This window comes from Bacillus sp. B28, assembly GCF_029536185.1.
Lineage (GTDB): Bacteria > Bacillota > Bacilli > Bacillales > Bacillaceae > Bacillus > Bacillus halotolerans.
The window spans coordinates 1,892,256-1,906,687 of sequence record NZ_CP120511.1; the positions used below are offsets into that span (position 1 = coordinate 1,892,256).

Annotated in this window: 18 protein-coding genes; 12 read left to right on the forward strand and 6 right to left on the reverse strand. The window is 42.3% G+C overall.

Annotated elements, in window-relative coordinates; genetic code table 11:
* Window positions 1–40 precede the first annotated feature (40 nt).
* From P3L57_RS09245 to P3L57_RS09255, 3 genes are all read right to left on the reverse strand, one after another.
* Window positions 41–1,282, reverse strand: coding sequence for a cytochrome P450 family protein (locus tag P3L57_RS09245; protein ID WP_059292736.1), 1,242 nt, complete (start codon window positions 1,280–1,282; stop codon window positions 41–43).
* 268 nt (window positions 1,283–1,550) lie between these two features.
* The gene (gene ymzB, locus P3L57_RS09250; RefSeq protein WP_069486561.1) at window positions 1,551–1,910 is read right to left on the reverse strand and encodes a protein YmzB; all 360 of its coding nucleotides are present in this window, start codon (window positions 1,908–1,910) and stop codon (window positions 1,551–1,553) included.
* 144 nt (window positions 1,911–2,054) lie between these two features.
* A complete protein-coding gene (locus P3L57_RS09255; protein WP_069486562.1) occupies window positions 2,055–3,383 on the reverse strand; it encodes a serine protease AprX in 1,329 nt (442 codons plus the stop codon).
* Between the two features lie 225 nt (window positions 3,384–3,608).
* Here P3L57_RS09255 and P3L57_RS09260 point away from each other — a divergent pair, with 225 nt between their 5' ends.
* From P3L57_RS09260 to P3L57_RS09270, 3 genes are all read left to right on the forward strand, one after another.
* Window positions 3,609–3,842 carry a WYL domain-containing protein gene (locus tag P3L57_RS09260; RefSeq protein WP_044155805.1) on the forward strand — a complete coding sequence of 78 codons (234 nt, stop codon included), beginning with the start codon at window positions 3,609–3,611 and terminating at the stop codon, window positions 3,840–3,842.
* 285 nt (window positions 3,843–4,127) lie between these two features.
* A complete protein-coding gene (locus tag P3L57_RS09265; protein WP_044155804.1) occupies window positions 4,128–4,835 on the forward strand; it encodes a poly-gamma-glutamate hydrolase family protein in 708 nt (235 codons plus the stop codon).
* Between the two features lie 72 nt (window positions 4,836–4,907).
* Complete coding sequence (locus P3L57_RS09270) at window positions 4,908–5,363, forward strand: OsmC family protein (protein WP_059292734.1); 456 nt, start codon at window positions 4,908–4,910, stop codon at window positions 5,361–5,363.
* A 12-nt stretch (window positions 5,364–5,375) separates the two neighbouring features.
* On the opposite strand, the gene erbB is transcribed toward P3L57_RS09270, so the two are convergent.
* The 3 genes from erbB to P3L57_RS09285 form a co-directional block, all read right to left on the reverse strand.
* On the reverse strand, window positions 5,376–5,729 hold the full coding sequence (gene erbB, locus P3L57_RS09275; RefSeq protein WP_044155801.1) for an SMR family multidrug efflux transporter EbrB: 354 nt from the start codon (window positions 5,727–5,729) through the stop codon (window positions 5,376–5,378).
* Window positions 5,730–5,742: 13 nt separating this feature from the next.
* Window positions 5,743–6,060: a multidrug efflux SMR transporter subunit EbrA gene (ebrA, locus tag P3L57_RS09280; RefSeq protein ID WP_059292733.1), complete on the reverse strand. Its 318-nt coding sequence runs from the start codon at window positions 6,058–6,060 to the stop codon at window positions 5,743–5,745.
* 156 nt (window positions 6,061–6,216) lie between these two features.
* Window positions 6,217–6,468, reverse strand: a complete 252-nt coding sequence (locus tag P3L57_RS09285; protein ID WP_044155798.1) for a hypothetical protein — start codon at window positions 6,466–6,468, stop codon at window positions 6,217–6,219.
* A 126-nt stretch (window positions 6,469–6,594) separates the two neighbouring features.
* On the opposite strand from P3L57_RS09285, the gene P3L57_RS09290 reads away from it, so the two are divergent.
* The 9 genes from P3L57_RS09290 (at window position 6,595) to nrdF (ending at window position 14,411) form a co-directional block, all read left to right on the forward strand.
* A complete protein-coding gene (locus P3L57_RS09290; protein WP_081638307.1) occupies window positions 6,595–6,972 on the forward strand; it encodes a YmaF family protein in 378 nt (125 codons plus the stop codon).
* A 100-nt stretch (window positions 6,973–7,072) separates the two neighbouring features.
* On the forward strand, window positions 7,073–8,017 hold the full coding sequence (miaA, locus tag P3L57_RS09295; protein WP_059335762.1) for a tRNA (adenosine(37)-N6)-dimethylallyltransferase MiaA: 945 nt from the start codon (window positions 7,073–7,075) through the stop codon (window positions 8,015–8,017).
* A gap of 39 nt (window positions 8,018–8,056) precedes the next feature.
* Complete coding sequence (hfq, locus tag P3L57_RS09300; RefSeq protein WP_003221097.1) at window positions 8,057–8,278, forward strand: RNA chaperone Hfq; 222 nt, start codon at window positions 8,057–8,059, stop codon at window positions 8,276–8,278.
* 168 nt (window positions 8,279–8,446) lie between these two features.
* On the forward strand, window positions 8,447–9,997 hold the full coding sequence (amyS, locus tag P3L57_RS09305; RefSeq protein WP_069486563.1) for an alpha-amylase: 1,551 nt from the start codon (window positions 8,447–8,449) through the stop codon (window positions 9,995–9,997).
* A gap of 135 nt (window positions 9,998–10,132) precedes the next feature.
* A complete protein-coding gene (locus P3L57_RS09310) occupies window positions 10,133–10,405 on the forward strand; it encodes a YmzC family protein (protein WP_024121496.1) in 273 nt (90 codons plus the stop codon).
* An 81-nt stretch (window positions 10,406–10,486) separates the two neighbouring features.
* Entirely contained in the window at window positions 10,487–10,717 is a 231-nt protein-coding gene (locus P3L57_RS09315) for a hypothetical protein (RefSeq protein WP_024121497.1), read from the forward strand.
* Window positions 10,718–10,949: 232 nt separating this feature from the next.
* Window positions 10,950–11,342 carry a class Ib ribonucleoside-diphosphate reductase assembly flavoprotein NrdI gene (nrdI, locus tag P3L57_RS09320; RefSeq protein ID WP_044155794.1) on the forward strand — a complete coding sequence of 131 codons (393 nt, stop codon included), beginning with the start codon at window positions 10,950–10,952 and terminating at the stop codon, window positions 11,340–11,342.
* On the forward strand, window positions 11,302–13,404 hold the full coding sequence (gene nrdE / locus P3L57_RS09325; protein ID WP_044155793.1) for a class 1b ribonucleoside-diphosphate reductase subunit alpha: 2,103 nt from the start codon (window positions 11,302–11,304) through the stop codon (window positions 13,402–13,404). Before nrdI ends, nrdE begins: the two co-directional genes overlap by 41 nt.
* Before the next feature lie 17 nt (window positions 13,405–13,421).
* Window positions 13,422–14,411, forward strand: coding sequence for a class 1b ribonucleoside-diphosphate reductase subunit beta (gene nrdF, locus P3L57_RS09330; RefSeq protein WP_044155791.1), 990 nt, complete (start codon window positions 13,422–13,424; stop codon window positions 14,409–14,411).
* The last annotated feature ends 21 nt before the right edge of the window (window positions 14,412–14,432 follow it).

The following is a 14,432-nucleotide window of genomic DNA, read 5'->3' on the forward strand; positions in this document are numbered from 1 at the left end:
ATCCCCCTTTAAAAGGGGGATTTTTATCTGCTGGAAGAAATCAGCTGAGGTGTGAAAGTGAATCTTTCCTTGCAAGTGAGACCGGAAGACTTTCTAATCCTCTTAAAAAAGCATTTTTTCTCCATTTCAACTCTTCTGGCGTTACCGTAAGTTCAATTTGCGGAAATCGTTTCAGCAGTGCGTTAAACGCAATTTGTCCTTCCAATCTTGCCAGCGGCGCTCCTAAACAGAAGTGTATCCCAAAGCCGAAAGAGATATGCCGATTAGGTGTTCTGGTTATATCGAATGTTTCTGGATTTTCAAATCGTTCAGGATCTCGATTGGCAGAACCGATTCCTATAAAAATCATGTCTCCCTTTTTGATAGAATGGCCTTGGTAGGAGAAGTCTTCAATGGCCCACCGATTTGCCATCATAACGACAGGGGAGGTGTAACGCAGCAATTCTTCAACGGCTGTATCTATCATTTCAGGATGCAGTTTCAGTTTCTCTAATTCTTCCTTGTGCTGAAGCAATGCAAGGGTGCCAGAACCGATTAAGTTAACCGTCGTTTCAAGTCCTGCTACCACCAAAAGGAACAGCATAGAGTAAAGTTCTTTTTCACTTAACGTTTGGCCGTCTTCTTCAGCATGCACAAGTTTACTGATCAAATCGTCTTTTGGCTGTATTCTTCTTTCTTGAATTAACTTGCCAACATAGTCTTTAAACTCCCGAAGAGCCTGATTGGTCAGTTCTCGGTTGGCCTCTGAAGTATCAACCATGGCATTGGTCCATATTTGAAACTGTGCCCGATCCTCTTTCGGTATGCCCATCATTTCAGAAATCACGATAAACGGTAACGGAGAGGCAAAGGATGCCATAAAGTCTGTTTCATTCTCTTTTTCCATTTCATCTAACAATCGTTCAGTAATTTGTTCGATGCTGATGCGTAGATTTTCAATGGTGCGGGGGGTAAATGCTTGGTGAACCAGTGACCTTAAACGAGTATGGTCAGGTGTGTCTTTTGCCAGCATATGATCTGATACAAAATCAACGTCTTCACTGACATTGAGCATTTCAATTTGTTCTTTGCTCATTACGTTTTTAACGTCTCTTGTAATTCGGTTGTCTTTAAGAAATGCCATGCAATCATCGTAACGGGTGATTAACCACGCCGGATATGTACTTCCAAAACGGTGTAATTCGAATCGATGAATGGGTGCGTGTTCTCTAAAACGGCCTAAAACTGAAAAGGGGTTTTCATGAAACTCTTTAGCATGCGGATGAAACATCAAATTTTCCATTTTCATTCTCCTCGCCTAATAGATTAAGACAGATGCATTTATTCAGTTTAGACCAGATGTAAAAGAAAGCTTTGCGCAATCTGTATAACAGAATCCCATTGGAAACGACAGCCTGTTATGTCTAAAACTATATATCTATTTTAGGTGCCGTTCAATAGTTTTGGGACGAAAATATCGGCTTGCGGGTAAGGAAATGATTCCATGCAAACAAGCGCCTTTGGAGCAATTTCAAAGGCGCTGTATTCTTTCGACCAGGTGAAAAGTTTCTTCATTTGTTTTGTACATCAATAGTATATACCGCACGATCTGTCAGTACCTTCAATCCGCCATTTTCTTGGTGAATGTGAATATCCCCTAATAAAGGAATTTCATAAGCGTTCTGCGGAAGCGGTACGTCCCCAGCTTCAGTAAAGGTTGTTCCTTCGCCTTCCAGGACGAGTTCGTCATTTGCAACATAGTCGTCAGGGTGGTTTGCGCTGCGTATGCCCACTTTTTGAAGGTGAAGAACAATCTGATCCAAATCTGAAATCTCGTCTTGGTTATTGGTCAGTTCGCCTTTTCTAATATCAAGCGTCTGGCCGATCCGCTCTCTCAACCATTCAGAAAGTTCAATGTTGTTGAGTGCCATCAGTCATTCCTCCTTTTGATCTATACTGTAACTATTCCCAATTGTTTTATGTTTTACACTCTGCTGGGATATACCGGCTTATGTATGCTAAAAACACTGCTGACCCTTTAACGAACCAGCAGTGTTCACGAAGATCATGAAATCTTATTCACCAGGAATAGCTTTCTCAGCATTGATTGCTCCGGTACCGTAAATATTCGGGTCTTCGCCTGTCCATTTATCAGCCCCATTTTTGAGCAGCTCTTTCACTTCGTCCGGCGTAAGATCTGGATTTTGCTGGAGTATTAAGGCGGCGATTCCCGCACAGATCGGCGTTGCCATTGATGTCCCCGACATTGTAAAATACTGAGACCCTACACGGCTTGATTTTTGCAGCTTATCGATATATGAATTCGGTGAGCGAAGGGAAATGATGTTTACGCCCGGTGCTAAAATATCGGGTTTTTCTTTCCCGTATACAGTCGGTCCGCGGCTTGAGAAAGAAGCAACTGTATCATCTTCGCTGCTTACTGTATTGTTATCGTCAAACGCGCCGACAGTAATGACTTTTTCGCTTACACCAGGGCTTGAAATTGTCTGCGGATCAGGGCCTGAATTTCCGGCAGCAACACAGACGACAATCCCGGCGTTCCAAGCTTCTTCAACTGCTTTGACTAATGGATCTTCCAGTTCATTGTCATAACGCAGCGCATCGCCGCCAAGGGACATGCTGATAATATCAATTGGTTCATCCGGATTGTCCTCATTATATTGAATACACCATTCGACGCCTTCAATAATGTCCGCTAACGTGCCTGAACCTTGTTTGTTCAGCACTTTTACTCCGATTAGATTGGCTTCCGGTGCAGGTCCGCGGTATTGGCCGGAAGATGACGCGCCGCTGCTTGCGACATCACCTGCGCAGTGTGTGCCATGTCCATTATCATCATAAGGCTCTGTTTTTTGGTTTACCATATCGGCAAATCCAATAATTCTTCCCTCTAAGTCAGGGTGCGGGTAGATTCCTGTATCGACGACTGCGACTGTAACGCCTTTACCGGTTAAGGTTTGCCCGCTTCTGACGACTTCCTTTGCATGGCTTGCTTCGGCTGCTGTGTCAAGAAGCGCTTTGACTTCGCGGTTTAAATACACTTTGCGAATATCGCTGCATTCAGAAAGAAGAGAATGCAATGCTGAAGGGGTAACCTCTGCGCTGCAGCAATTGATTTTGTTAAAACGGTTTTTTAGCTTACTGCGTTTTTCTTTTTGTAAAACCTGTCCCGCCATTTGAAAGCCGGCCTCATGGCAGCCTTCCTCGAATTCAATGATGACCGACATTTTTTTTCTGTTTTTTAATGTTGTTTCAAAAAACTGATGTAAAAAGCAAGGAGTCCACTTGAAGGGCTTGTAGAGCTGCAAGACGCTTTCACGCAACGGCCAATCAAGCTTATGAGCGTTTGCTCTCACCATTTGTACCATAGAGTAGCCAAACATCGATTTTCCTCCTATTATGAAGTTCTCTGTATACTCTATGAGTGGATCGTATGTTTGGTAAGTTTGTTTGTCCTTTAGAGGAGGCGGACAAGAGTTTGTTTTTATGAATCTTTTGAATCTGATACGAAAGAATCATGTGTACTGTTAATCATTGGGTATTGAAAAAGAACGTTTGTTCGTATTATCATTTATATATATATCAAATAGGAGGGAGCGATAGATCGCATGAATATCTTCTTACGCCGGTCTTTGGAAGATCAGATACCAATCAGCATTATATATATGAAGAAAGACGGCACCATAACAAAAAGAACGATTATCGTCAGGCAGAAAAGCAAAACACAAATTAAAGCTTTTTGTTTTACGAACCATCAGATCAGAACGTTTTTATTGGACTCTATCCTCTCCTGTGACTTTGTGCGAACAAGGAAGCAAGAACCCTGGTTCGCAGGACTATAACAGGCTGTCCGCTTCAGCATCCCGGACAGCCTGGTTTTTAGTAAAACCTTTCTTATTCCTCTATACATTTAATTACCAAGTGAGGTTATTCCTACCTTTTCTGTTTTTCCTCTCAATCTTTTTTCACTGATATTTCAATATAACCGCTGATAAATGTGACATTCAATTGATTTTTTGAAACCGGGAACTTTTTCACTGATGATATGGTGTATACAATGGTAAGATAAAACCTATTGACTATACCTCATATAATGAACCTTGCCATTCTTGTGAAAGGAGTTTAACATGAGAAGATTTTTACTAAATGTCATATTCGTCTTAGCCATAGTCTTATTCATAAGATATGTTCATTACTCATTAGAACCTGAACCATCTAACCAGCCGGATACATATTCAAATTTCAGCAGTCTGGCAGAGAATGAGGACCCTGCTGATTATGATATTTCTTATCAAGAGAAAAAAGGGAGCAAAATTTTAATCATGTCTCCGCACGGCGGAAGAATTGAAGGCGGAGTAAGTGAGCTTGTGCGTTATTTCAACGATGACTACTCGACTTACCTGTTTGAGGGCTTAAAGTCACATGATAATCAAACGCTGCACATTACAAGCACCAACTTTGATGAGCCATTGGCTGAAGAGAAGATCAAGGAGCACCAGTACGTTGTCGCTTTTCACGGATATAAAGGAGAAAAGAAAAATACACTTGTCGGAGGAACAGACCGTAAGCGGGCGAAAATGATTGTCAGAGCTCTTGAAAAAAGAGGGTTTTCCGCTGAATTAGCGTCCTCTCAAAGCGGCCTTGCAGGATTAAGTGCAGATAACATTAATAACCAGGGGGAAACCGGGCTGAGTATCCAGCTGGAAATCAGCCGTGAACAGAGAGAAGCCTTTTTTGATGATTTTTACTATAAAGATAGGAAATACACGAAAACCAGTGAATTCTACTCTTATGTCCGGGCGATAAAACATGTACTTGAAAAAGAATATTCCTAATAAGCAAATCAGAGGACAAAATTAAGGAAGATCAGTAGACTTGAAATGGAATCCATTGAAGGAGGCAATCAAATGGCAGATCATCATTTTTATTTAAAAGCGAATTGGCCGGGAAAACGCAATGATGTCGGCACAATCGAAAGCGGCAATCTCATCACGTCTATTTCTATTCCTAAAGAAATGGACGGACCGGGGGAGGGGACCAACCCGGATGAAATGCTTCTTGGGGCAGCGGCAACCTGTTATATTATTACGCTTGCTGCTATGATGGAAAGAAGCGGACTGGAAAAAGAAGATCTGCAGATGGAATCAGAAGGCATAGTCGATGTGACAAGAGGGATCTTTACATACAAAAAAATCATTCACCGCCCCGCAGTAGTCCTCAGACACGATGCCTCAGAAGAAGACGTTGCGTTAGCCCGCAAGCTTTGTGAAAAAGCGGAATCTTCCTGCATGATCTCACGAGCCATTCAAGGAAACGTCGAACTGCAGCTAGAAGCTGCTGTAAAAATTTCTGAGCAATCATAAAAAAGCAGACGGTCACTGACAGGCCGTCTGCTTTTTTTCTTTATTAGGGGCTTTTGACTGATTTAACAGCACAACGCCTGCAATAATGAGTGTCAGCCCAAATATACCCTTCAAGCTGATGGTTTCGCCAAAAAGCAAAAAACCGACTACCGCTGTAAGCGCCGTCCCGATACCGGACCAAGTGGCGTAAGCGCTTGATAAGTCTATGGTTCTTAAAGAAAAGCTTAAAAATGTGAAGGCGGACAGAAATCCGGCAGCCACTCCGATAATAGGCCAGAATTGCGTAAAACCTTCGGAGAGTTTGAGCATTGTGCTCCCAAATACCTCAGATAATATGGCAAGAGCCAAATAAAGAAATCCTCTCATATACAACACTCCCTTACTGCCAATTAAGCAGCACGACACCTGAAATTAATAGACCAATCCCAATAAATCCTTTTACATTCAGTTTTTCCTTGAAAAATTTTGCCCCGATAACGGCCGTCAGCACGGTACCCACGCCGCTCCATGTCGCATATGAAAGGCTTAGAGGGATGCGGTTTAAAGTAAGCGACAGCATATAAAAGGCAAGGGAATAACCAATCACGACCAATGCACTCGGCTTCCACTTTTTGAAGCCGTCAGACACTTTCAGCATGGCCGCTCCGATTGATTCTGAGCATATGGCAATTGTGAGGAATAAGTATCCGATCAACATCGTAATCCTCCTCACTCAAAATATGATAAATGTAAGGTAATGAAAAGATCATCAGCTAGAAAAATATTAGTGCAAACCTATGTATGAGTCAAGAGATTCATTTCAACTCAGATTCGGGGGATAAAAAAGACCCCTTTTATAAGGGGTCTGCTGGGTTTAGTAGTAATATGGGTACGGGGGATAAGGATATCCGCCATAAAAATAAGGGTTAAATAAAGCACTTCCTACAAGTCCGCCTACCAGCCCGCCAAAAAAAGGTCCTCCGTAAAATCCAAACGGCCGTCCAAAGCCATAGCCAAATCCAGGTCTTCCAAATCCAAAACCTGGCCGTCCAAAGCCGTAGCCGAACCCTGGTCTGCCAAAGATTCTTGCATCATTTTCGTCAGTGAAATATTCCACTTCGTTCATTTTTTCTTTCCTCCAATAATAAAGTGTAGATGATGCAGTGTATTCAGCCTACCCAAATTTGATTGGGCGTTCAGCTGAAAAAGAAGGAGAGTGAATTGATTGGGCCTGTATCAGTCTGACTGGGCCATGGCGCCGCCTCACGTACATGCTTATCGTGCTAAAACAACCAGTGAACAGGGGCATTATCATATCATTGAAGGTTTTACTCAGCCGGCAAACGGAACGAATACGGATCGCCATACACACTACTTCACTGGGATTACTTCGTTTGAAAATGGCCATTTCCACCGCTATTACGGGATCTCGGGCCCTGCCATTCCCAGGGCTGACGGCACACATTATCACGAAATTGAAGAAAATACTTATCTCGCTTATAACGAGCCGATTCAGATCCGTTACGGAGGCGTTGTGTACGATCCCCGAAATCACAGCAAAAAAACGCATCGCCATCATTTGAAAGGCAAGACACGGGAAATCGTCGGAAATGAGCCTCTTGGCTGGTAGAAGAGATGTTTACTGCTGCAAAAAAAGGGCAAAATGGATAGGTGGTTATATATGATGAATGTTATAATGGGGGGAGATTTGTAAAAGAGAGTGATACATAGTGAAAAATAACAAACAGCCCGTTGTCATATTAGTCGGACCAACGGCAGTGGGGAAAACCAATTTAAGCATTCAGCTTGCTAAGGATTTGAACGCGGAAATTATCAGCGGAGATTCCATGCAGGTTTATAAAGGAATGGACATCGGGACAGCTAAAATCTCTGAACAGGAGACAGAAGGTGTGCCGCATCATCTGATTGACATTCTAGACCCGGCAGATTCTTTTTCCACCGCGGATTATCAAGGTTTGGTCAGAAATAAAATCAGCGAAATCGCAAAAAAAGGAAATCTTCCGATGATTGTAGGCGGTACGGGGCTTTACATTCAATCCGTCCTTTACGATTATACCTTTACGGAAGAGGCGAATGATCCGACGTTTCGGGAAGAAATGCAGAAGGCTGCGGCGCAGGAGGGAGCTGAATTCCTTCATGCTAAGCTGGCTGCGGCTGATCCGGAGGCAGCAAAAGCGATTCATCCGAATAATACAAGAAGAGTAATTCGCGCACTGGAGATTTTACATACATCTGGTAAAACGATGTCACAGCATTTAAAAGAGCAAAAGCGGGAGCTGCTGTACAATGCTGTATTAATCGGGCTTACAATGGACAGAGACACGCTTTACGACAGGATTAATCAGCGAGTTGATCTGATGATGGAAGCCGGACTTCTGCCGGAAGTGAAACAGCTCTACGATCGAAAATTGAGAGACTGTCAATCGATACAGGCAATCGGCTACAAGGAGCTGTACGCATATTTTGACGGATTTGTGACACTTTCTGAGGCTGTCGAGCAATTAAAACAAAACTCCAGACGGTATGCGAAACGCCAGCTGACGTGGTTTCGCAACAAAATGCCGGTTGACTGGTTCGATATGACCCCGCCTGTTGATATGGAGCTGAAAAAAAAGGAAATTTTCACACATATAGCAGGAAAACTGCAACTTTAATCGAAACTGTATGATATAGAGAATCAAGGAGGACGAAACATGAAACCGATTAATATTCAGGATCAGTTTTTGAATCAAATCCGCAAAGAAAATACGTATGTCACTGTTTTTTTACTGAACGGCTTTCAATTGCGCGGCCAGGTGAAAGGCTTTGATAACTTTACCGTATTGCTAGAATCGGAAGGTAAGCAGCAGCTTATATATAAACATGCGATCTCGACTTTTGCACCGCAAAAAAACGTCCAGCTTGAATTAGAATAGACCATAAAGATAAAAACGAAATAGAAAAACCTCGGGCTGAAAGCCCGAGGTTTTTTGTGTCGCAGAAGTTCCTATAGAGATTACAAAAAATATAGGAAATTGGTTATTTGTGTAAAACTCCTATTGTTGTACAATGATTTGTGATCATGCTGGAAAGGGGAGAGGGAAATGAATCACAAACGAAAACGTGCCATATCATGGGGTCTGGTGTTTTTCTTAACACTACTGTTTGTCACGCTGCCGGTATCTAAAACTTGGGCTGCAAGCGTAAATGGCACGCTGATGCAGTACTTTGAATGGTACCTGCCTAATGACGGACTACATTGGAAACGCTTGCAAGGAGATGCGGGGCATTTATCTGAAATTGGAATCACTGCTGTATGGATTCCGCCTGCATACAAAGGAACGAGTCAATCTGACAATGGATATGGCCCATATGATTTGTACGATTTAGGAGAATTTCAGCAAAAAGGGACGATGCGCACAAAATACGGTACAAAACCGGAGCTTCAGTCAGCGATCAGCTCCCTGCATTCGCAAAACATCCAAGTATACGGTGATGTTGTTTTGAATCATAAGGCAGGCGCGGATGCAACGGAAGATGTAACCGCGGTCGAAGTGAATCCAAACGATAGAAATCAGGAAACATCAGGAGAGTATCAAATAAAAGCATGGACAGGCTTTCATTACCCGGGCCGCGGAAGCACGTACAGCGATTTTAAGTGGCATTGGTACCATTTCGACGGAGCGGATTGGGACGAATCCCGAAAGCTGAACCGCATCTATAAGTTTCAAGGGGATGGAAAGGCATGGGATTGGGAAGTATCAAGGGAAAACGGCAACTACGATTATTTGATGTATGCAGACGTCGACTATGATCATCCAGATGTTGTCGCAGAAACGAAAAGATGGGGTACCTGGTATGCAAACGAGCTTCAACTCGACGGTTTTCGGCTCGACGCTGTTAAACATATTAAATTTTCTTTTCTGAGTGAATGGGTAAAGGCAGTCAGACAATCAACAGGAAAGGAAATGTTTACAGTTGCAGAGTATTGGCAAAATAACCTGAACGAGCTCGAAAACTATTTGAATAAAACTGATTTTAAGCAATCTGTTTTTGATGTCCCGCTTCACTATCATTTGCAGGCTGCATCCTCACAGGGGGGCGGCTATGATATGAGACATTTGCTGGATGGCACTGTCGTATCGAAGCATCCGATGCAAGCGGTAACATTTGTGGAAAATCATGATACACAGCCGGGGCAATCATTGGAGTCGACTGTACAAACATGGTTTAAGCCCCTCGCTTATGCCTTCATTTTAACAAGAGAGGCTGGTTACCCGCAGGTTTTCTATGGAGATATGTATGGAACAAAGGGTTCATCGTCAAGGGAAATTCCGCCGCTCAAAAATAAAATAGAACCCATTTTAAAAGCGCGTAAACATTATGCATACGGGACCCAGCATGATTATTTTGACCATGAGAATGTGATTGGCTGGACGAGGGAAGGTGATCAATCGGCCGCCCAATCAGGATTGGCTGCATTAATCACAGACGGTCCTGGCGGGTCAAAGAGGATGTACGTCGGAAAGCAAAATGCCGGCGAGACATGGTATGACATTACTGGGAACCGCTCCGATCCTGTTACGATTCATTCTGATGGATGGGGAGAGTTTCATGTAAACGGAGGTTCAGTATCCATTTATGTACAGAAGTAAGAAAGGGAGGGGCTGAAAGGCTAACACAGCAGCCTCTCTTGTTTTTTATCTTGCGTGGTCTTTTTTATAATGAGAACATAAGAAGGGGGAAAGTGTATATAATGTAAAAAATTTGAACGCAAGAGGAGTGAACGAATGTTTTCTGAATCTGAAGCGGAGTTGAGACGAATCAGAATTGCACTTGTCTGGATTGCTGTGTTCTTATTGTTTGGTGCGTGCGGGAGGGATGAAACAGTAATTGAAACAGATAGCGGAGATTCTTATGAAACGCCCCAGCCAAGTTCATTTCCGCTCGAAAATAATCATTTTGGAATCGTAAATGACGGCAATATAGAAATTTATGAGTATAATGAGGCTGATAACAAGGTAAAGCTTAAAAAAGCGTTTCCGTCTGATGAGCTTGAATAAAATTCACAAGCATGGAATTTTACAAAGCAGAGGCAGGCCGCTAAACTGAATACTGACACAGAACATACAGAGGGTGAAATGATGAAGCATAAGATTATTGTCAATCACTGGGAAGAAATCTGTGAAGACGATTCCTGCTATGAATATGGAACGAGTATTATTGTTAATGGAAAAGAATTAATCAGAGAAGCCTCAATTATAAGCGCATTGAAGGCAGTTTTAGAAGAAATCGGCGCTGACGCAGAAATAGAAGAAACAGTCGAAAGCGAAAAATGCTGTGACAGTATAAGAAAAAAAAATCTAGACTACTAAGCAGTTTTTTTTCATGTTATGATATACATCGGCTTAAAAACGACACTTCGAGTAGGATGAGAGATGATTCTCGTTCTGCTCTCTTTTTTGGGCCCTGATGAGGGTGCCAGAGAGAAAATATGAATTTTTTATTAAAACGAATCTATATATTGTGTTTTTGCCAGAGGGTAGTATACTATATATAGTGTTAGTAGTTTAGAGATTCATATTTTTTGATAGGTCGTGATAAAACGTGGTACAAATCATATTTGATTCAAAAACAGGGAATGTTCAGCGCTTTGTGAATAAAATAGACTTTCAGCAAATACGCAAGGTGGACGAAATTGACCACCAGGACACTCCGTTTGTTTTGGTCACCTACACGACAAACTTCGGCCAGGTACCGGCATCAACACAATCATTTCTCGAAAAATACGCCCATCTCTTATTAGGAGTCGCTGCGAGCGGCAATAAAGTATGGGGCGATAACTTTGCGAAAAGCGCCGATACCATTTCAAGACAATATCAGGTGCCGATTTTGCACAAATTTGAACTCAGCGGCACATCTAAAGACGTTGAATTGTTTACTCAGGAGGTAGAAAGAGTTGTCACAAAATCAAGTGCCAAAATGGATCCAGTTAAATAACGAAATCATGATCCAAAAAGATGGAAAATTCCAGTTTGATAAGGATAAAGAGGCTGTACATAGCTATTTTGTAGATTATATCAATCAAAACACAGTATTCTTTCACGATTTAAAAGAGAAGCTGGATTATTTGATTGAAAATCAATACTATGAAGAAGAATTTTTAAGCCTTTATTCTTTTGAAGACATTAAAGAAGTGTTTAAGACAGCTTACGCTAAGAAGTTTCGTTTTCCTTCCTTCATGAGTGCGTTTAAATTCTATAATGACTATGCTTTGAAAACGAATGACAAGAAAAAAATCCTCGAGCGTTATGAGGACCGGATCTCAATTGTTGCGCTGTTCTTCGCAAACGGCGACACTGAGAAAGCAAAAGAATATGTCAACCTGATGATCAATCAGGAATATCAGCCGAGCACACCGACATTCTTGAACGCTGGCAGAAAACGCCGCGGAGAACTGGTGAGCTGCTTCTTGCTCGAAGTCAATGATTCTTTAAATGACATTTCAAGAGCGATCGATATCTCCATGCAGCTTTCTAAACTGGGCGGCGGGGTTTCTCTTAACCTGTCCAAGCTTCGCGCGAAAGGTGAAGCCATCAAAGATGTTGAAAATGCCACAAAAGGCGTTGTAGGCGTTATGAAGCTTCTTGATAACGCGTTCCGTTATGCTGACCAAATGGGACAAAGACAAGGATCTGGTGCGGCGTATTTAAACATTTTCCACCGCGATATCAATGATTTTCTCGATACGAAAAAGATTTCTGCCGACGAGGATGTGCGCGTCAAAACACTTTCTATCGGTGTAGTCATTCCGGACAAGTTCGTTGAGCTTGCGCGTGAGGACAAAGCGGCTTATGTATTCTATCCGCATACCATCTATAAAGAGTACGGACAGCACATGGACGAAATGGACATGAATGAAATGTACGATAAGTTTGTCGACAACCCCCGGGTGAAAAAAGAGAAAATCAACCCGCGGAAATTGCTCGAAAAACTTGCGGTGCTTCGTTCTGAATCAGGCTATCCATACATCATGTTCCAGGATAATGTCAACAAAGTACATGCGAATAACCATATTTCAAAGGTGAAATTTTCTAACCTTTGCTCTGAAGTGCTGCAGGCATCTCAGGTTTCTTCTTACACAGACTACGATGTAGAAGATGAAATCGGTTTGGATATTTCCTGCAACCTGGGATCGCTTAACATTCTCAACGTGATGGAGCACAAATCGATCGAAAAGACTGTTAAGCTTGCGACTGATTCTTTAACTCACGTATCTGAAACGACGGATATTCGTAATGCACCTGCTGTAAGACGGGCAAACAAAGCGATGAAATCAATCGGTCTCGGCGCTATGAACCTTCACGGATACCTGGCGCAAAATGGCATCGCGTATGAAAGTCCAGAAGCGCGCGACTTTGCGAACACATTCTTTATGATGGTGAACTTCTACTCTATCCAGCGTTCTGCAGAGATCGCAAAAGAGAAGGGCGAGACGTTTGATCAATATGAAGGATCAACCTATGCAACTGGTGAATACTTCGATAAATACGTTTCAGCTGATTTCTCGCCGAAATACGAAAAAATCGCAAATCTGTTTGAAGGTATGCATATCCCGACGACAGAGGACTGGAAACAATTAAAAGCATTTGTCGCTGAACACGGCATGTATCACAGCTACAGATTATGCATTGCGCCGACAGGCTCGATTTCATACGTTCAGTCAAGCACGGCATCTGTCATGCCGATTATGGAACGGATTGAAGAAAGAACATACGGCAACTCAAAAACGTACTACCCAATGCCTGGGCTTGCATCTAATAACTGGTTCTTCTACAAAGAAGCCTATGATATGGATATGTTCAAAGTCGTAGATATGATCGCGACAATCCAGCAGCACGTTGATCAGGGAATCAGCTTTACATTGTTCCTAAAAGATACAATGACGACTCGTGATTTAAACCGGATTGATTTGTATGCACATCACAGAGGAATTAAAACCATTTACTATGCAAGAACGAAAGATACTGGGCAAGACAGCTGCCTTTCTTGTGTTGTTTGATTAAAGGAGAGTTTATAGTGACGAAAATTTATGACGCAGCAAACTGGTCAAAACATGAAGACGACTTTACCCAAATGTTCTATAACCAAAATGTGAAACAGTTCTGGCTTCCGGAAGAGATTGCTTTAAACGGCGATCTCCTCACTTGGAAGTACCTTGGGAAAAACGAGCAAGACACGTATATGAAGGTACTGGCCGGATTGACTCTTCTTGATACAGAGCAGGGGAATACAGGAATGCCGATCGTGGCTGAACACGTAGACGGCCACCAGCGGAAAGCCGTGCTGAATTTTATGGCGATGATGGAGAACGCCGTTCACGCAAAATCGTACTCTAATATTTTCATGACACTGGCACCGACTGAAACGATTAATGAAGTATTCGAATGGGTCAAACAAAACAAATTTTTGCAGAAAAAAGCGCAAATCATCGTCGGACTCTACAAAGCGATTAAAAAAGATGACGAGATTTCACTGTTCAAAGCAATGGTTGCATCTGTGTATTTAGAAAGCTTCCTATTCTATAGCGGTTTCTATTATCCGTTATATTTCTACGGACAAGGAAAACTGATGCAAAGCGGTGAAATTATCAACTTGATCCTTCGTGATGAAGCGATTCACGGTGTTTATGTCGGACTTCTCGCTCAAGAAATCTACAATAAGCAGACAGAAGAAACAAAAGCAGAGCTTCGCGAATTTGCCATTGACCTTTTGAATGAGCTTTATGAGAATGAGCTTGAGTATACCGAGGACTTATACGATCAAGTCGGACTCTCGCACGATGTCAAGAAGTTCATCCGCTATAATGCGAATAAAGCGCTGATGAACCTTGGATTTGATCCTTACTTTGAAGAGGAAGACATTAATCCGATCGTTTTAAACGGATTAAATACAAAAACAAAATCACATGACTTCTTCTCCATGAAGGGGAACGGGTACAAAAAAGCGACCGTTGAGCCGATCAAAGATGATGACTTTTTCTTTGATGATGAAAAAGAGCAGATATAATATCTGCTCTTTTCGGCTTGA